At 71.1% G+C, this 16,507-nt stretch carries 15 protein-coding genes; 4 read left to right on the top strand and 11 right to left on the bottom strand.

The features are described 5' to 3' along the window. Nucleotides 1-3 precede the first annotated feature (3 nt). The 11 genes from OWM54_RS09675 to OWM54_RS09625 form a co-directional block, all read right to left on the bottom strand. On the bottom strand, nt 4-1,479 hold the full coding sequence (locus OWM54_RS09675) for a YcaO-like family protein (protein WP_267697286.1): 1,476 nt from the start codon (nt 1,477-1,479) through the stop codon (nt 4-6). Beyond that, a complete protein-coding gene (locus tag OWM54_RS09670) occupies nt 1,476-2,309 on the bottom strand; it encodes a hypothetical protein (protein ID WP_267697285.1) in 834 nt (277 codons plus the stop codon). The genes OWM54_RS09675 and OWM54_RS09670 overlap by 4 nt, the downstream gene beginning before the upstream one ends. Further along, complete coding sequence (locus OWM54_RS09665) at nt 2,300-3,334, bottom strand: Gfo/Idh/MocA family protein (RefSeq protein WP_267697284.1); 1,035 nt, start codon at nt 3,332-3,334, stop codon at nt 2,300-2,302. The genes OWM54_RS09670 and OWM54_RS09665 overlap by 10 nt, the downstream gene beginning before the upstream one ends. Nucleotide 3,335: 1 nt before the next feature. Then, the gene (locus OWM54_RS09660; RefSeq protein ID WP_267697283.1) at nt 3,336-4,535 is read right to left on the bottom strand and encodes a class I SAM-dependent methyltransferase; all 1,200 of its coding nucleotides are present in this window, start codon (nt 4,533-4,535) and stop codon (nt 3,336-3,338) included. After that, a complete protein-coding gene (locus OWM54_RS09655) occupies nt 4,532-5,464 on the bottom strand; it encodes a hypothetical protein (RefSeq protein ID WP_267697282.1) in 933 nt (310 codons plus the stop codon). Before OWM54_RS09655 ends, OWM54_RS09660 begins: the two co-directional genes overlap by 4 nt. Before the next feature lie 7 nt (nt 5,465-5,471). Continuing rightward, nucleotides 5,472-6,698 carry an inositol-3-phosphate synthase gene (locus tag OWM54_RS09650; RefSeq protein ID WP_267697281.1) on the bottom strand — a complete coding sequence of 409 codons (1,227 nt, stop codon included), beginning with the start codon at nt 6,696-6,698 and terminating at the stop codon, nt 5,472-5,474. A 200-nt stretch (nt 6,699-6,898) separates the two neighbouring features. Next, nucleotides 6,899-8,329 carry an MATE family efflux transporter gene (locus OWM54_RS09645; RefSeq protein ID WP_267697280.1) on the bottom strand — a complete coding sequence of 477 codons (1,431 nt, stop codon included), beginning with the start codon at nt 8,327-8,329 and terminating at the stop codon, nt 6,899-6,901. 266 nt (nt 8,330-8,595) lie between these two features. Beyond that, nucleotides 8,596-8,871, bottom strand: a complete 276-nt coding sequence (locus tag OWM54_RS09640; RefSeq protein WP_141329207.1) for a hypothetical protein — start codon at nt 8,869-8,871, stop codon at nt 8,596-8,598. Nucleotides 8,872-8,967: 96 nt separating this feature from the next. After that, nucleotides 8,968-9,612: a hypothetical protein gene (locus tag OWM54_RS09635; RefSeq protein WP_267697279.1), complete on the bottom strand. Its 645-nt coding sequence runs from the start codon at nt 9,610-9,612 to the stop codon at nt 8,968-8,970. After that, on the bottom strand, nt 9,609-9,908 hold the full coding sequence (locus OWM54_RS09630; RefSeq protein WP_267697278.1) for a hypothetical protein: 300 nt from the start codon (nt 9,906-9,908) through the stop codon (nt 9,609-9,611). The genes OWM54_RS09635 and OWM54_RS09630 overlap by 4 nt, the downstream gene beginning before the upstream one ends. 281 nt (nt 9,909-10,189) lie before the next feature. Further along, nucleotides 10,190-10,366 carry a DUF4215 domain-containing protein gene (locus OWM54_RS09625; RefSeq protein ID WP_223750350.1) on the bottom strand — a complete coding sequence of 59 codons (177 nt, stop codon included), beginning with the start codon at nt 10,364-10,366 and terminating at the stop codon, nt 10,190-10,192. 319 nt (nt 10,367-10,685) lie between these two features. On the opposite strand from OWM54_RS09625, the gene OWM54_RS09620 reads away from it, so the two are divergent. From OWM54_RS09620 to OWM54_RS09605, 4 genes are all read left to right on the top strand, one after another. Continuing rightward, entirely contained in the window at nt 10,686-11,231 is a 546-nt protein-coding gene (locus tag OWM54_RS09620) for a DUF1993 domain-containing protein (RefSeq protein ID WP_267697277.1), read from the top strand. A gap of 217 nt (nt 11,232-11,448) precedes the next feature. After that, the gene (locus OWM54_RS09615) at nt 11,449-13,950 is read left to right on the top strand and encodes a DUF4157 domain-containing protein (RefSeq protein ID WP_267697276.1); all 2,502 of its coding nucleotides are present in this window, start codon (nt 11,449-11,451) and stop codon (nt 13,948-13,950) included. 291 nt (nt 13,951-14,241) lie between these two features. Further along, entirely contained in the window at nt 14,242-15,219 is a 978-nt protein-coding gene (locus OWM54_RS09610; protein WP_324289059.1) for an IS630 family transposase, read from the top strand. A 190-nt stretch (nt 15,220-15,409) separates the two neighbouring features. Next, on the top strand, nt 15,410-16,435 hold the full coding sequence (locus tag OWM54_RS09605) for an alpha/beta hydrolase (RefSeq protein ID WP_223785949.1): 1,026 nt from the start codon (nt 15,410-15,412) through the stop codon (nt 16,433-16,435). Nucleotides 16,436-16,507: the final 72 nt, after the last annotated feature.

The raw sequence follows: 16,507 nt of genomic DNA, 5'->3' as shown, positions 1-16,507 counted from the left end.
GGCTCATTGCCCCCCGAAGCGACGGCTCGTGCGCATCGCGTGCACGGCGTGACGGTCCGGCTCCCGGTAGAGGGGATACAGGCGTCCCACGCGCGCTTCGGCCAGCCGCGTGTCGAACCAGGCGGGACCGCCCAGCCGCGCCTCGGCCTCCGGGGTGAGCCGCACCGGCTGCGCTCCCGGCGGCGGCGCCCCCAGACCCGCCAGCGGCTCACGACGCTCGAGCAGCCGCGCCACGTTGCGCTCGCCCAGCCGGCCATAGGTCATCGTCTCCACCTCCAGCCCCGGCACCACCACCTTCACCACGTGCACGGGGTGGCCCGGAGGCGACAGGTCCGCGACGAGGATGTCGAAGCCCGCCGCGTGGAGCTGCTTCACCACGTGGTCGCACCGCCGCGCGGGGTCCTCCATCCCCGGCACCTGGGGCAGGTCCTCGAAGCGCACGGTGCGCCGGCGCAGCAACGTGCACGCGGTGAGCTCGCGCAGCGCCGAGGCCGGCAACTGGGACCACTCCGCCATGGCCTGTAGCGCGCGGGGCTCCTCGGAGGCCACGTCCACCAGGGGGACGAACTGCTCCATGTATTCCCGGGGCGCGACGCGGGCCACCTCGCTCATCGGGCCGTGCGAGACGGCCTTGCGCGCCCGGGAGCCCGCGAACTCCAGCAGCGCCTTGCGCAGCGCCCGGTTCCGGTCCGGGTCCGTCGCCTCGCCGCAACCCGTCACGAGCAGCGGCTGGTTGCCCACGGACAGGTCGTGGCCCACCACGTAGACGTTCACGAGGCCGAAGTCGGTGCTCGCCAGCTTCGCCAGCACCTCCACGCCCGCGCGCTGGTAGCGCCCCAGCAGCTCCCGCACGTCCGGGTCCAGCGCCGCGCCCTCCAGGTCCAGCACCACGCCCTGGTCCATCGCGCGGAACTGGAGCCCGTTGCCATCGCGCTGCAGCAGCTCCAGCAGCGCGTGCGCCAGCGCCTGCTGCTGCGTGCGTCCCGCGCCACGCCCGTTGGTCAAGGGTCTGGCGAGCGGCGTCTTCCCCACCAGGTTCCCGGGCCGCACGGCGATGAACTCCTCGGGCACCAGCACCCGCTCGCCGGTGGACAGGCGCCTCATCTCGCCCCAGACGAGCGGCATGTCGGGTCGGTAGGGACTGCCCGCGGGCAGGCTCAGGGTGAGGGGATTGACCACCGCCTCGGGGCCGAAGGTGGCCACCAGCTCCGCGTAGGTGCCGTGCACGCGGGGCATGCGCAGCAGGGCCTGGTCCGCGCAGACCTCCTCGGCGAGCTCTCCCAGGGCCCCGACGCGCGCCTCCTCCTCGGTGGCGCCGTAGCCGTTGGCGTGGATGATGTCGCCGGGGCGGTCTCCCATCCGCAGGCTGGCGGAGACCACCGGCACGCCCAGCCGGTCCAGCGGGTCGATGCGGAAGATCGGGAACGCTCCCGGAGGCATGACACGGAAATAGGCATCCAGGGCTTCGGTCAGGCTCATGACAGCTCCTCCAACGCAATGGGACGGGTGTGAGGCATGCCCGTGAGCAGCCGGTCGAACAGCGCCAGGGCATGCTCGCGGGTGACGCCGCGCGCGAACTCGAACGGGGTGAAGACGTTCTCGAACGGGAGCCGCTCGAGCACCGCGCGGTAGCGGCGCAGCTCCGCGTGGCTCAACGGAATCGCGTAGTGGAAGCCCTTGTGACACGACAGCGCCGTGGGGCGGCCGCGCGCGTCCAGCTCCACCTTCAGCGCGTCGCCGCAGAACAGCGAGCGGGTGCGCGCGTCGTACAAGACCGTCTGGCCTTCGTAGTGCCCCGCCACGCAGTGCAGCGTCAGGCCCGGTGCCAGGGTGTGCTCGTCATCCACCGGCCAGCGCACCTGGAAGGCCTTGCTGTAGCGGACCGCGTCCCGGTGCAGGACGAGCAGCGGGTCGAAGCGCTCCTGCAACTGCCACAGCGCCCCGAAGCCGTGCGGGTGCGACGCGGACAGCACCTGGAGGCCGCCCAGTGTCTCCAGGAACTCCAGCGCCGGCCGCGAGTACCAGGGCGCGCCCTCGAATGCGACGTTGCCCTCGGGGCGGCGCAGCAGCCACCCCGTGGAGCCCAGGCCGAAGCGCGGCGCGCAAGAGAAGCCCCAGACGCCGGGCAGCGCCTCCTCCCAGTGCGTGCTCAGGCGCTCCGACACCTGTCCCGTCGTCTGGAACTCCCAGCCGTCCGGCGGCAGGGCGTTGCGCACGTCCAGGCAGGTGGGGCAGCCCGCGGGCGGCTGGCGAGCAAACCCCGGCTGCCAGGTGCCGCAGTGGGTGCAGGCATAGCGGGTCAGTGACATGGGGGAAACGCCTTCCCGGCGTGGAGCGCCTGCGACAGGAGCCCCACGAGGCGCACGTCGCGCTCCGGGGCGAAGGGCTGGGGGCGGTCTTCCAGCACGCAGTCGGAGAAGGCCTCCACCTGGTTGCGGAAGGGGCTCTGGTCCTCGTCCGGGGACAGGGGGAGCCACGTCTGCTCGCCCGTCGTCGCGTCGGTGAGCGACAGCGTCCCGCCGGGCGTCTGCCCCATCGTCTTGTACGCCAGCGCGCGCGCGCGGGTGCCGATGAGCTCCAGCGTGCGCCGGGGGTACGCGTCCGGGCAGTTGTAGGCCACCTGGAGGACGCCCAGCGCGCCGCCGCGGAACTGGCCCATCAGCACCGCGCCGTCGTCCACCGCGTAGTCATGCACGCGCCGCTGCGTCATCGCGACGAGCGACTGCCATTCATCCCCCAGCACCACCTCCAGCAGGTCCAGCCCGTGGGGCGCCAGGTCGATCATCGCGCCGCCGCCGGCGCGCTCCGGGTCGATGCGCCAGTTGTCGGGCGCCCAGTCCGCGGGCAGCCAGCAGGCGTAGTGGATGCGCGCCTGGGTGAGGGTGCCCAGCACGCCCTCCTTCACCAGCGTGCGCAGCTTGCGGTGCGCGGCGTGGTGGCGCTGGTCGAACGCGGTGGCGTAGTGCACGCCCGCGCGCCGACACGCGGACAGCATGCGCAGCCCGTCCTGCACCGTGATGGCCATGGGCTTCTCGCACAGCACGTGCTTGCCCGCCGCCGCGCACGCCTCCGTCATCGCGGCGTGCAGGTGGTTGGGCGTGGCGATGTAGACGGCCTCCACGCTCCGGTCCGCCAGCGCCGCCTCCAGCGCGGTGTGACGGACGACGTCGTCCGCCGGGATGCGCATCAGCGCCTCCGCGTCCGAGTCGCACAGCGCCACCAGCCGCGCGTTGCGCGCGCCCTGGAGCGCCGGGATGACGTACTCCCGCGCCACCAGACCGCACCCCACCACCGCCCAGCCCAGCGTGCGGCCTCCTGGCTTCGCCCCGGACATGTCACCACCTCTCTGGAAGGTTCAAAAGCCACCGCCGCCTGACGAGCGCGGCCCGCTGCTCGGGCGTCGCGTCGGTGGCGGCCCGCCGCAGCAGGGCCGCGTCCCCGGGCGCGTCCGAGCACAGGTAGTGGGCGCTCGCGTACTCGGCGGCCAGGCCAGGCGTGGGCCACGCGGGGCGCACCCGGCCGTCGTGCGCCTCCAGCAGCGGATTGGGGCTCAGCCTCGCGCCCGGCACGGCCACGCCGAAGTCGATGGACCTGCGTCCCGGCGTCGGGGGCCACGCGAAGCTCAAGGCCTCCGCGCGCTCCAGTTGGGGCAGCGGGGTGTCGGCCACGGCGCCCCCGTCGAGGAAGCGGGTGACGAATCCAGCGTCGTCATAGCAGGCGGCCCCGGGCATCAGCGCCGCGTAGCCGGCGGGGTCCAGCGGTGTGCCCCCCACGCCCCGCTGGTCGACGTGCCGGTTGTGGGCATGGCCCACGAGCACGCGGCCGGAGGGCCCCGCCACGCGGCGCAGCTCCGCCAGCGCGCGGGCCTTGTCCGACAGGAAGTAGAGCGCGTCGTGACACAGCACGGTGGCGCCCTCGAGCGGCGCGATGGGCAGGTCCGCGGCCGCGTCCGCGCAGAGGAGCACGGCCTGGGGCACGATGAAGTGACGCGCGAGCCACAGCTTGGCGAACACCACGTCCACGCCCACCACGGGGGTGCCCCGCAGGGACACCTCGCGCAGCACCTGGCCGATGCCACACGCCAGCTCCACCACGCACGGCGGCGCGTCCCAGTGCTGCGCCAGCAGGCCCAGCGCGCTCAGGAAGGTGGGCGCGGATTGCCGGTGCGCGAAGTAGGGCGCCACCGGCCCGAAGCCCAGGCGCTCCATGGCCTCGCGAAGCCCCATCGTCCCCGACTCGACGCCCGCCACGACGGCGGCGGTGGAGGACAGGGGCGGGGGCGGCAGGCGCGCATGGTCATCCTGGTCCCGCAGCAGCAGGGCGCGCGCGTGATGGCGGTCGCCTCGCTCCAGCGCGCTCACCACGGCCTCGCGCAGGGCCTCCCGGCCGGTGCGCAGGAAGGGGATGCCGTCCACGACGGGCCAGCACGTGGCGCCATCCGACCAGAGCTCGGGCGACACGCGCGTCAACGGCAGGCCCGTGAGGGGATGGCGCGGATGCGGCGGCGGCGCGGCGGTGTCCCACGGCTGCCTCATGGCCACACCTCCGCTTCGCGAAGCACGTCGTTGCCGAAGGCCTGCAGCGGGCCGGGGTGGAGCAGCTCCAGGTCCTCCAGCGCCTGGCGCAGCGTGAAGGCCGCCGCGCGGGCGTGGGCCTCCAGCTCCAGCACCCGGTCCAGCGTGTCCGCGGCGTTGAAGGCGCGCGCCTCCGCCGAATCCACGTTGCCGGTGAGCGTCAGCGCCTGGCGCACGGCCTCGCGGAGCCGGGGCGGGAGCTGTGTCAGGGCCGCCTCGGTGAGGCGCTTCATCAGGGGCTCGAGCAGGTCCCCCAGCAGCGTCTCGCCGCTGTAGCCCGCGTCCGGCAGCGCCGCGTTGAAGAGGTGATGCGACAGGCCCGCCAGGAAGGGCAGGGCCGGGGCCGCGCCGAAGTGGCGGGACACGAGCACCGCCCCCACCGCCACCGCGTAGCAGTGGTCGGCGTGGCTCTCCTGCGGTGGCACGACGAGGCGTGCCCGGCCGGGGAACGTGGCCCCGGCGCGGGGTTGGTGCACCAGCCGCTCCACGAACGCCGGCGGCGTGCCGGGGGTGGCCTCGGAGGAGGGCATCAGCGCCAGCGACAGCTGCTCGCGCAGGCCTGGGTCCAGCGGCCCCGCCACCGCGTCCAGGCCCCGGCGCAGCACCCGCGTCGTGTCCAGCGGGGACAGCCCCGCCCGCTGGAGGAGGTCCGCGTCCAGGCCGCACAGCCGCACCGCCGCCACCGCGCGCGCCGTCTCCTGGAGCGCCACGGTGCCGGGGTCCATGCCCGCCGCCAGGGCCGCCCACGCGCGACGGAAGCCATGGGCCGCGAGGCCCTCCGGAAGGTCCGGAGTGCGGGTGCGCTTGAGGTCCATCAGCTCCGACAGGAGCGGACGCAGCTTCGCCAGGCGGCCCGGGGCCGCCGCCGAGTCACGCGCGGGTGTGTTCATGGTGGTGTCAGCCCCTGATGCGCTCGGGGGTGGACTCCGTGCGCTGCACGCGGCCCTTGGACAGCCACGCCATCAGGCGGCGCTGCTGCTCGGCCATGGCGTGCTCCACCGGCTGGCCGTCCGGCGACATGGGGGCCTTGAAGAAGCACCCCAGCGCGTCGATGACGCCGCCCTCGCCCCGGCGCTTGGCCAGGTCCAACGTGCGCGCCAGCTCCACCACGAGCGGCGCGGCGAGGATGGAGTCCTTGCAGAGGAAGTTGAGCTTGAGCTGCATCGGCTGCCCGAGGAAGCCGGTGACGTCGATGTTGTCCCAGGCCTCCTTGTTGTCCCCACGCGGGCGGTAGTACTGGATCTGGACGATGTGGTCCTGGACCTTGTAGCCGAGGATGCTGTCCAGGGCCGCGCCCTTGGTGTCGAGCTTGTTCTGCCGCGACGCCGGGTCGTCGAGGGCCTCGCCGTCGCGGTTGCCCAGGATGTTGGTGGAGTACCATCCGTCCACGTGCAGCGCGCGATCTCTCAGCGCGGGCGCGAGCACCGTCTTGAGCAGCGTCTGCCCCGTCTTGCCGTCCTTGCCGGCGATGGGTGCGCCGGTGCGCTTCGCCAGCTCGAGCAGCGCGGGCACGTCCGCGGCGACGCTGGGCGTGAAGTTGGCGAACGGCACGCCGTCCACGATGGCCGCGTACGCGTAGAGCATCGCGGGGCCGATGTCCGCGTCGTTCGCGTCCAGGGCCTTCTCGAAGGACTCCGGCGTGGCGAACTGGGGCCGGGTGAGGTCCACGCTCTTCTCCGTGGAGGCCAGGTTCACCACCACCACGCGGTCCAGCTTCTCGTCCTTCTTGAAGCGGGCGAGGTCGTCGCGGATGGCCTGCACCTGCTCACGCAGGGAGCGGGCCTTCTTCGCCGTCGTGTCGACGATGTTCTTGCAGAACCTCGGGTTGGAGGCCGCGGCCCAGGGGCGCATGCGCTCCAGCGTGGGCGTCACGGCCGAAAGCTGGGCCTCCGTCAGCACCGCGTGGTTGCGCGCCGCCTTCGCCAGGTCCTCGTCGAACAAATCCCAGCCGCCGAACGTGAGCGCGTCGTACTCCACGAGCCCCAGGCCCTTCACGTCCGCCAGCGGCAGCCCTCGTGTGTCCACGCGTCCCCGGCGCAGCAGCTCCATGCCCGCCACCGCCGTGGTGGCCACCGCCCCGCCCAAACCCACAATCGCCACTCCCAGCCGCTCGTTGCTCGCCATGTCTGACGCCCCCACCGACTGCCGCACCCTGGGACTCGCCGCGGTGGGGCCGGGAGCGCTCCGGGGTGTCGGGCGCCTCCGGTGTCCCGGATACTCCGGGGACTCACACGCTGCGAGAGTTCCGGGAAAGTCGGCACCTGGGTGGGTGCTTTCAACTCTGTCTCCGGGGCGTGCCGAATGTCGGATGCCAGCGGCGTGTATCAGACGTGTCGAAGCTTCCACCCGCCCCTGCGGAAGAGGGCGGCGCTCGTCAGGCCCAGGGCGCCGTAGGTGATGGCGATGGCGACGAACGCGCCCGTGGGGCCCCAGCCCAACGGATGGCAGAGGACATACGCCAGGGGCAGCTGGAGGCCCCAGGAGAAGAGGGCGTTCACCACGGTGGGCGTGGTGGTGTCCCCGGCGCCGTTGAAGGCGTGGGGCAGCACGGTGACGAAGGCGTAGAGGGCGAGGCTGCAGCTGACGATGCGCAGGCAGCGCACGGCGTGCAGGGCCACCTCCGGCTCGGAGGTGAAGCGGTGGATGAGGGGCTCGGCGAAGACCAGGAAGCCCACGGCCACCACGCCCAGGAAGCCGAGCGTGTAGAAGCTGGCGCGCCACGCGGCGCGCTCGGCCCGCTCGGTGTCGCCCGCACCCAGGCTCTGACCCACGAGCGTGCCCGCGGCGTGGGACAGGCCCCAGGACGGCTGCTGGGCGAAGAGCAGGATGCGCATGGCCAGCGTGTAGCCCGCGAGCGCCGTGCTGCCGAAGGTGGCGACGATGCGCATCAGCACGAGCCAGCTGGACATGCCCAAGAGCGACTGGAGGATGGCGCCGCCGGACAGCTTGAGCAGCGAGCGCAGCGTGGAGGGCTCTACGCGCAGGTGACGGCGGCGCAGCTCCAGCCGTCCGCGGCCCTGGAGCAGGCGGTAGACCTGGTACAGCACGCCGGAGGCGCGGCCCACGGTGGTGGCCACCGCGGCGCCGGTGACGCCCATCGCGGGCACGGGCCCCATGCCGAAGATGAACAGGGGCGCGAGCACGATGTTCACGGAGTTGGCCAGCCACAGCGCGCGCATGGAGGTGGCCGCGTCCCCCGCGCCGCGCAGGATGGCGCTGATGAGGAACAGCAGCATGATGATGGGGAAGCCGCCCAGCATCAGCCGCGCGTACCCCAGGCCGTGCGTCACCACGCCGGGGGCGGCGCCCATCGCGGTGAGGATGGGGCGCGCGAAGAGGCAGCCGGCCAGCGCCAGCGGCACGGACAGGGCCAGTCCCAACCCCAGGGCCTGAACGGCGGTGCGCGCGGCGCGCTCCGGGTCCTTCTGGCCGATGCGGCGGGAGACGAGCGCGGTCGCGGCGACGGCCAGCCCCAGGGGCACGGTCCGGAAGAGCGTGAGCACGGCCTCGGTGAGGCCCACGGTGGCGATGGCGTCCGCGCCCAGGCGGGACACGAAGAGCACGTCCACGAGGGCGAAGATGGACTCCATCACCATCTCCAGCACCATGGGGACGGACAGCAGCAGGAAGGCGCGGTCCACGGGCCCCGTGGCCAGGTCCTCGGTGGAGCCGCGCACGGCCTGCCAGCAGGAGGCGAGCAGGCCCCTGATTCCCGAGGCGGCGGGGGAGAAGGCGTCGGGTGGGGGTTGCGTCATGGATTGGGCGTTGCAACGGGACGTTGCGTGCCTTTCATCCCGCGCGGCTCCCCGCCTGCCGGTGCCACGGTGCTGGGCGGCGCGAGCAGGCGTCCGACGACGGTTCGGCCTGGAAGGGGCCTGCTCGGACGTCAGGTCGCTCGAAGTCCACGAGAGGCTCCGAGAACCCACCTTGTTGGAGTCAGCACGGGCCCTTCGATGGACGCCATGCCGGACAGCGCGCTCCCGTCCGTTCAGGTCCTGGACGGGAACGCGGTCGCTCCGGGCTACTTCCGGGAGATCTTCCCGTCCTTGATGATGATGTTCGCGTCACCGTCGAAGGTGATGGTGGTGCCCTGCAGCGTCACCTTGCAGGGCGACGAACCCTGGATGGAGACCGAGGACGTGGTGCTGGCGGAGAACTTCACCGGGTCCTGCTTGCTCCCGCTGCACACGGCCTCGGCGGCGTACGCCTTGGAGTCCTTGTTCTCGTAGCGGAGGGTCAGGGACGCCGCGGCGGAAGTGGACACGAGCAGGGTGAGGGCTGCGATGGCGGTCTTCATGGTTGCGGGCTCCTTGTGTTGTCGAACCGGGAGCATCTTGACCCGTGACCCTGACATTCCATCCGGCGTGGAGCGCGCTCGACGACGCGACGACCGTCAGCCGGTATCGCCGAGCGTGTCCCGAACGGCGTCGGCCAGCTCACGCACGGGCTTCAGCAGTTCATACAGTTCGATGGTGGTGCGCGGGACGGCGATGACCGCCACTGTCAGGACGCCGTCCTCGATGGAGAAGTGCTCGAAGGCGCGGGCCAGGTTCAGCAAGGGCTGCTTCATCTCCGTACGGAGGAGGAAGGTGCGGGCCTTGGGCGTGACGTTCCTCAGGTCCAATGCATTATCAAGGCTGGCATCTCCAACATCCTCGTCCTTGTTGCCGAACAGCCGGAGGACCGTATCCCCCAGCGTCTCGGGTCGGATGACCACCTCGCGCGGAAAGCCGTTGCCCAACCCGTGCCGGACGATGGTGACGATATGGAAATGTCTGCCATATCCCCGGTGCTCGGTCTCCACCGTGATGGACCGCCCGGCATGGCGGCCCTTCATCTCCATCGTCCCCGCCGAGTACATGAACCCGGACCTCGCCATGAAGGACCAGCCGCGAGTCTTCGCGAAGCCCTCCCAGACCTGGAGTTGCTGCTTCCAGTGCTTCCAGCGGACGTAGCCGATGATGCTCGCGACCCCCAGGCCGACGCCGAAGACGCTGGCGAAGATGCCAATCTGAGTCCCGGTCATTCCTGGGATCATTTCTCCTCCGAGCCGAAGTCGTGAGCCCAGTACGCCCTCAGGATTCGCGCGAAGCTCTCACGCTGCCTCGCGACGGAACGACGCAGTGGGTCTTGCGCGGAGAGCCAGAACGAGTTGAACCGCCGCGGGTCCTCGAGCAGCGCCTCGAGGAAGCTCCGGACACGCTCCGGCTCCCGTCGCGCGGAGGGCGGCAGGTGTTGCCCGAGGCCGGTCGGGTAGCCATCCCAGTGGTGATAGACCCCACGCCAGGGGCGCTCCGAGACGTGCTCGGGGAGGCCCGACCCCGACGTGTACACAGCGATTGCACCAGGAGTCGACATGGGATGGAGAGTGTATTGTCTCCATTCCCAGGCTGTGAAGGCTTCACGGCCTCGGGGAGCTCGCACACAGGAGGATGTCCTGGGGTTCGGCCTCCTGGACCTCCACCCATGACAGCGGGGGCAGGGCGCCCGGCACCGTGAACACATCGGGTCCTTCGTGGGCAAGCTCCCCGTCAGCTCGGACCCCGGGAGGAGGTGCTCGCCCGATGACGCTCGAAGGCCGCCAGCGCGCTCGAGGCACCCGGATTGGGAATCGCTCACGGAGGGGAGTCTATCTCCCCGTGGCTCGTGACGACGACCGCGCCCGGCTCCACCTGGCAGACGCTGTTGCAGCCGTCCCCCGAGGGCTGATTGCCGTCGTCACAGAACTCCGCGCCACCCTGCACCCCGTCACCACAGACGGGCCGCAGCGAGGTCTCCACCGCGTCCACCATCCGGGTCCCACGTCAACGCGGCTCGCGACACCGCATCCTCCGGAGGTCGGACCTTCTCCTCCAGCGACTCCGTGCCACACGCTCCCAGCGACAACGCCAGCGTCACGCCCAATCCCAAAGACCCGAGAATACCAGGACGGCTTCGCATCGAGTGTCTCCCCCCAGAAGTGGGACGGCGCCCGAAGGGACTGTCCTCCCATGGAATGAACGGCCCCTTCCTGGCGGCCTCCTGCGCGGCGCGCAACATGGGGATGGCCAAAGTCCTCTGTTCATCAAATGACAAGCACTCGGGGGCCATCGACATGTGAAAGAATGGGGCATGTCTTTGAATGCCAACGAGTTGTCCACTGGCGTGTTCGTCCGCGGGCTCGCCAATCTCAAAACGCAGTTGATGAAGGCGGAGGAGCATGCCGCCGCCAGGGGTTGTGGTGACCAGGTGTTGCTGGACGCGCGACTCTCCGGAGCAGGTGCGGGTGACTCGCCAGCGGACCTGCACCAGTACACCCTCGCCGCTCAGGTCCACTGGGCCGCGGAGGGCGCCGTGTTGGCGATGGCGCGGCTGCTGGGAGAGTCACGGGTCCCTGCCGCGAACGTGGCGAGGAGCTTCGCGGAGCTCCATCACCGGCTCGATGCGACGATTGCGCATCTGCGCGAGCTGTCTGCAAGCGACCTCGAAGCGGGCCTCGAGCGAGAGGTCGTCATCGAGCACCGCCGTGGCTCGGTGCGCGCCAGTGGGAGGCAGTTCCTGATGGCCTTCTCGATTCCCCACTTCTTCTATCACCTGACCACGGCCTACGGCATCCTGCGCAACCAAGGCGTGCGACTCACCATGGGCGACTTCCTGGGCAACTGGGGCGAGCGTTGAGCGGGACTTCACCCGCGCCGGGTGACGCCCGAGCCCCCTTCTCTCCTATACTGGGCGCCAGACGCCGTGCGGCTCCATCGTTGTCGTCCAGGGGGAGGAGTGCTCCATGTTCGCGTTCGACCAGAAGCCGCGTCCGTCGTCGGCGCATGCTCCTGCCCCGAAGCGTGAATCGCAGCGCCCGGCCGTCGCGCGCGCCGCATCGGAATCAGGTGGCGGATTGACGGCGCCAGTCGCTCCCGGTTCCCAGTTCGACTTCGCCCGCATCTCCATCACGCCGCCACGGATTCATCGCGAGCTGACCCTCGGCTCACCGGGGGACCCGTTCGAGCGCCAGGCGGACACCGTGGCCGACCAGGTCATGGGGACGCCGCAACCGGCGCCCGTCGGCTCGGGGCTGCACCGGGGGAATGGGGACGTGGGGGCATCGCGTGCGCTCGCGCCGCCGGTCGTCCATGAGGTGCTCGCCCGACCCGGGCGCCCGCTGGAGCCGGCCGCGCGCGACGCGATGGAGGCGCGCTTCGGTGGCGCCGACTTCTCTTCCGTGCGTGTGCATGACGACTCGCGGGCCGCGCAGAGCGCCCTGGCGGTGGGCGCGCACGCCTACTCCGTCGGTCGCGACGTGGTCTTCGCTCCCGGGCGCTACGGGCCGGGGACGGCCGCGGGAGATCGGCTGCTGGCGCACGAGCTGACGCACACCCTCCAGGGCGGTACGCGCACACTCCGCCGGCAGCCCTTGGACACGCCCCTGCTGGGGGCCGACACGGACGAGCCGCAGTCACTGAAGAACAGCGTCAGTGCCACGAACCCGCAGGCCGCCCGGCTGGAGATCGCCAGGATTCACCGCTGGCTGGCGCGGCAGCCCCCCGGGGCCGACAACGCGACGATTCAACATCTGCGCGCCGAGCTCGCCCGCCTGGAGGCAATCGTCGGTCCGGCGTTGCCCAGGACGACGATGGCGGACGCGTTCACCTCCCTCTTCAACACGGAGTTCGCGGACGTGCTGAACGTCTTCGGCGTGCCGGCGGCTCCGCTGACCACCGCGCGGCTCCAGGTGCTCTTCACGAGCACCCAGCGCCAGAAGCTGCGGGACTTCATCGTCTCCAAGCGCATCCCCGAGCGCCTGTTCAACGGCTCCGACCGGGGGGCGACCACGGCTCAGCAGCGCCTGCTCCTGTCGGCCCACATCCTCGCGAAGGGCATCTACCAGCCCGGCTCGTTCGAGCAGCGGGTGCATGCGCAGTTCTGCTTCCACTGGGTGCAGATCGTCCACCACTACGCTGGCGCCACCCCGTCCGGGTCCGGTTTCGCCGGAGGGGTGATGGGGTCCTTCGACCCGCTGGGCGCCGCGATGCTCAACACGGGGAGGTCGATTGACGTCACGAAGCAGGACCGGGTGTCGAAAGACAAGCTTCCCCTCGATGAGGCCGAGGGCGCCGAGATGCCCCCGTCCTGCGGCGCAGGACACCCGGGGCCGGCGCCGAGCACCGTGAAGCCGACCGACGAGGGCTTGGGGCCGCTGCACGAGGGCACGAAGCAGGCGGAGGCGGCGGAGAAGGCGGCGGCGGAGAACCCCGGCAAGGGGTCGAAATACTACCGGCAGCGGCATCTCCCCCTGGCGAAGCTCAACGACATCCAGACGGGAGACTGGCTGTACCTCTACAACGCCAACGCCTCGGAAGGGGGCGGGCACAGCGTCATCTTCTCCCACTGGGAGAAGAAGGATCTCCTCCAGACGCCACCTGGAGCCCGCTACCACGTGGCCATCGTCTGGAGCCAGCCGACCCCGGCCAAAGGCGGCGTGCAACACAAGGCGAGGCTGGGCGACCGCTTCGTGCCCAATCCCGGCAACAACCTGGACCCCTACGTCACGCCCGTCACGCACATCTCACGGGTGACTCCCGACACGGGGCCCGCGCTCACCGCGGCGCAGATGCTGCCGGGCCGCACGGGCGCGGCCGCGACGAAGCTGGCGAAGGAGAACGCGGACTTCATCCAGGGCAAGAAGCTCAAGGGCCCGGTGAACCGCAAGAAGCTCGTGACGTGGCTCCAGGCCAGGAACGAGTCCTTCCTGGGCTCGCTGGGGACGCACCTGGACCCGGGACAGCTCGCCGTGCTCCGCGGCGTCAACCGGGGCGACGACCTGGAGGCGCTGGTCCGCCTCTTCCAGCGGCTGCGCACCCTGAGCACCAACGCGAGGGTGCTCGACGCGAACCTCCGCGCCTACAACGCGAAGCTGGACCCGAAGCACCAGGCGGCCAAGGAGGGCAAAGAGGCCGAGGTGGCGGCCGCGACCCGGAAGCTGCGCGCGGTCGACGTGGAGATTGAGTCGGTGGAGAGCGACCCTCGGGTGAATGACCCGACGCTCGTCCGCGAGCTGGAGACCGAGGCGGCCAACCTCCAGCGGCAGCTCTCGAAGCTGGGGGCGGGGCCGGAGCGCGAGGAGCTGGAGATGCAGCGGGAGCGTTATCTGGCCAAGGCCGCCGCGGCGCGCGAGGTGCAACGCAGGAGAGGGGAGCTGCGCGTCGGCCGCGACAAGGCGGTCAAGGCGCGCGACGCGGCGCAGGCCATCAAGCTGCCCTACGGTGTCGTGCACCCCGGCGACCTCGAGAAGCAGGACCTGCGCCGGCAGAACACCGGCCGTCTGGCGGACATCAACGCGGATATCGACTGGAGCGCGGTGGTGGACCCCGCCCCGACCACGACACCCAAGAAACCGTGAGCACGAACGGCCCTGGGTGAATCGGGTCGTTCGACGGCGAGCCTTGCCGCCCAGGCACTCGTTGGAGCCACTCCCCTAAACCGAAGTTCGTGATTCTCGATCAGGCTGAAGGGCGGGCAGGCGGGAAGTGCGCGGGAAGAGGGAGCAGGGGCACTTCTCGTTCGGCTTTGTGTGCGCAGAAGACCTGAGAGCGAGAAGGCCCTGCCCGAGGGCAAAGGTAGGCAGTGGCTGAAGAGGAAGCAGCGGCAGGCGCTGCTGAGGTGGGGTGAGCGGAGTGGCTGCCCGCTCACCATGCGGCGGTGCATGGCCGTGGCGGCCGTGGGGCGGGGAGCCTCATGCAACGCGGCAGCCCGGGAGTTGGGTTGTGCCACCTCCACCGTCGTCAGCGCAGTGCGTCGCTACCGGGAGGAAGGACGCGGAGCGCTGCGAGACAGGAGGGCGGGCAACGGCCAGCGCAAGGTAGACGAGCGATTCCGAGAGAGGCTGGCGCGGGTGCTGGTGGGAACGCCCGAGGACTGGGGCTGGTGCCGGCCCACTTGGACACGAGAGTTGCTGTGCCTGGAGCTTGAGCGCCGCGGGCTGCCCCAGGTGTCGGTGGCGACCATGGGGCGTGCGCTCACCTGGCTCGGCGCGCGGCGCAAGGCCGCCAGGCCCATCGTCAAGTGTCCCTGGCCCGCGTGGAAGCGTCGGCGCCGGCTCTACGAGTTGAAGTGCCTGCATGCACACACGCCCCCCGAAGAGCCCGTGCTCCACGTAGATGAGGTGGACATCCATCTCAACCCCAAGGTGGGACACGACTGGTGCCTTCCGGGGCAGCGTCGGGTGGTGGTGACACCGGGCAACAACCAGAAGCGCTTCCTGGCCGGAGCGTTGAATGTCCGGACGGGGAAGCTGACGTGGGTGGAGGGCAAATCCAAGGCCAGCGACCTCTTCATTCAGCTGCTCTGGCGGCTGGCAGGGGAGTACCGGCGCGCCCGCCGCATCCACCTCGTGCTGGACAATGCAGCGGTCCACACCAGTCAGAAGACTCGCAAGGCGCTGGTCCAACTCAAAGAGCGCATCGTGCTCCACTTCCTGCCGCCCTACTGCCCCCAGGGCAACCGCATCGAGCGCGTGTGGCTCGACCTGCACGCCAACGTCACGCGAAACCACCGCTGCCGCACCATGGCCCAGCTCATGGTGCGGGTACATGCCTACCTCGACGCGCGGAATGCACAGCGCTCTGCCTGTCCATCCCCTCGCCGAGCCGCCCTTAGGCGCGCCTCCTGACGTCGTGCGAGAATCGAGATCGTTGGTTTAGGCCTCCGGACCGCTCGGCCCCGTGGGCTCAGCGGGCCGCTCCAGGTCCGCCATGGTGCTCGGCATGGCTCATTCCATCTCCGCTCCCGTGGCGGTTCCCGCAGGCGTTCGTCGTGCTCCCGCGAAGGAGGGCACCCGGCCCCGCACGTGGCCCGGAGTCTTGCTGGGAGTCCTCCTGACGCCGGTCGCCGGGCTGCTGCTGGCGGCGGCGGCCCGCATCGGCGCCTCGCCTTCGGGGTGGAGCTACTCCGGAGGGCTCGTGCTGGTGGCCGTCGGCCTGATGCTGCGTGCCCGGGGCCTGTGGCGAGCGGGGCTCGGGCTCATCGCGCTCGTCGCCTGCTCACGGCTGCTCTTCGCGGACGGCACGCTCCTGGAGACCGTGCGGCTTCCGGAGGGAGGCCACCGGTGGGTGAATCGCCTCGTCGACGAGCGGGACGGGACGCTGTTCGCGGCGCACGCGCTGGTGCGGCTGGGGAAGCTGCCGCGCTCGGAGGCGAGCGGGTTCATCCCCGCGCTGGAGGCGGCGTTCGACCGGATGGAGCTGGCGGAGGGCTCGGTGGCCACGCCCGCGATCGCCACCTCCCTGGGGCTTCAGTCGCCGGAGTCCTTCGATGCGCTGGTCATCCCGCCGGCTCGAGGGGCGACGCCGGACACGGCCGTGGTCTTCCTGCATGGCCATGCGGGCAACTTCGCCGTGTACTGCTGGGAGATGGCGCGGGCGTCCTGGACCATCTCCGCGCTGACGGTGTGCCCCTCGGTGGGCCCCGCCGGAGACTGGTGGTCGCCCCAGGGGGCGAGCACCTTGAAGGCGACCCTCGAATGGCTCTCGGCCCGAGGGGTTCGTCGCTTCTACCTGGGAGGGCTCTCCAACGGCGGCGTGGGGGCGAGCCTGCTCGTCAATCGCGTCTCGCACCCGGGGTTGGACCTGCGGGGCCTGGTGCTCGTGTCCGGCGCGCGGTCCTCGGCCCCCGTGCCGGAGGTGCCCACGCTGGTGATACAGGGGCGCCATGACTCCATGATGGGCACCCCCGCCATGCGTGCCTATGTCGAGCGCCTGGGGCCGCGAGCCACCTATGTGGAGCTGGACAGCGGGCACTTCGTGTTCCTCGACCGCCATCTCGAGTCAGAGAAGGCCATCTCCCAGTGGCTCCGTCAGCAGGAGGGGCACGACCTGCCCGACACCTGAGGCCGCGGGGCTTCCCGCGTGCAGCCCGCGTCCTGGGGGGCTGGTCGTCGTGGACCCTGAGGACCCGTCCAG

This window comes from Myxococcus sp. MISCRS1 (assembly GCF_026626605.1).
Taxonomy (GTDB): domain Bacteria; phylum Myxococcota; class Myxococcia; order Myxococcales; family Myxococcaceae; genus Myxococcus; species Myxococcus fulvus.
This window is presented reverse-complemented; position numbering and strand designations above follow the sequence as displayed.

What these genes read in the sequence shown, in the direction of transcription:
- OWM54_RS09675 (WP_267697286.1), bottom strand. Translation starts at nt 1,479, where the DNA reads ATGAGCCTGACCGAAGCCCTGGATGCCTATTTCCGTGTCATGCCTCCG.
- OWM54_RS09670 (WP_267697285.1), bottom strand. Translation starts at nt 2,309, where the DNA reads ATGTCACTGACCCGCTATGCCTGCACCCACTGCGGCACCTGGCAGCCG.
- OWM54_RS09665 (WP_267697284.1), bottom strand. Translation starts at nt 3,334, where the DNA reads ATGTCCGGGGCGAAGCCAGGAGGCCGCACGCTGGGCTGGGCGGTGGTG.
- OWM54_RS09660 (WP_267697283.1), bottom strand. Translation starts at nt 4,535, where the DNA reads ATGAGGCAGCCGTGGGACACCGCCGCGCCGCCGCCGCATCCGCGCCAT.
- OWM54_RS09655 (WP_267697282.1), bottom strand. Translation starts at nt 5,464, where the DNA reads ATGAACACACCCGCGCGTGACTCGGCGGCGGCCCCGGGCCGCCTGGCG.
- OWM54_RS09650 (WP_267697281.1), bottom strand. Translation starts at nt 6,698, where the DNA reads ATGGCGAGCAACGAGCGGCTGGGAGTGGCGATTGTGGGTTTGGGCGGG.
- OWM54_RS09645 (WP_267697280.1), bottom strand. Translation starts at nt 8,329, where the DNA reads ATGACGCAACCCCCACCCGACGCCTTCTCCCCCGCCGCCTCGGGAATC.
- OWM54_RS09640 (WP_141329207.1), bottom strand. Translation starts at nt 8,871, where the DNA reads ATGAAGACCGCCATCGCAGCCCTCACCCTGCTCGTGTCCACTTCCGCC.
- OWM54_RS09635 (WP_267697279.1), bottom strand. Translation starts at nt 9,612, where the DNA reads ATGATCCCAGGAATGACCGGGACTCAGATTGGCATCTTCGCCAGCGTC.
- OWM54_RS09625 (WP_223750350.1), bottom strand. Translation starts at nt 10,366, where the DNA reads ATGGTGGACGCGGTGGAGACCTCGCTGCGGCCCGTCTGTGGTGACGGG.
- OWM54_RS09620 (WP_267697277.1), top strand. Translation starts at nt 10,686, where the DNA reads ATGTCTTTGAATGCCAACGAGTTGTCCACTGGCGTGTTCGTCCGCGGG.
- OWM54_RS09610 (WP_324289059.1), top strand. Translation starts at nt 14,242, where the DNA reads ATGCGGCGGTGCATGGCCGTGGCGGCCGTGGGGCGGGGAGCCTCATGC.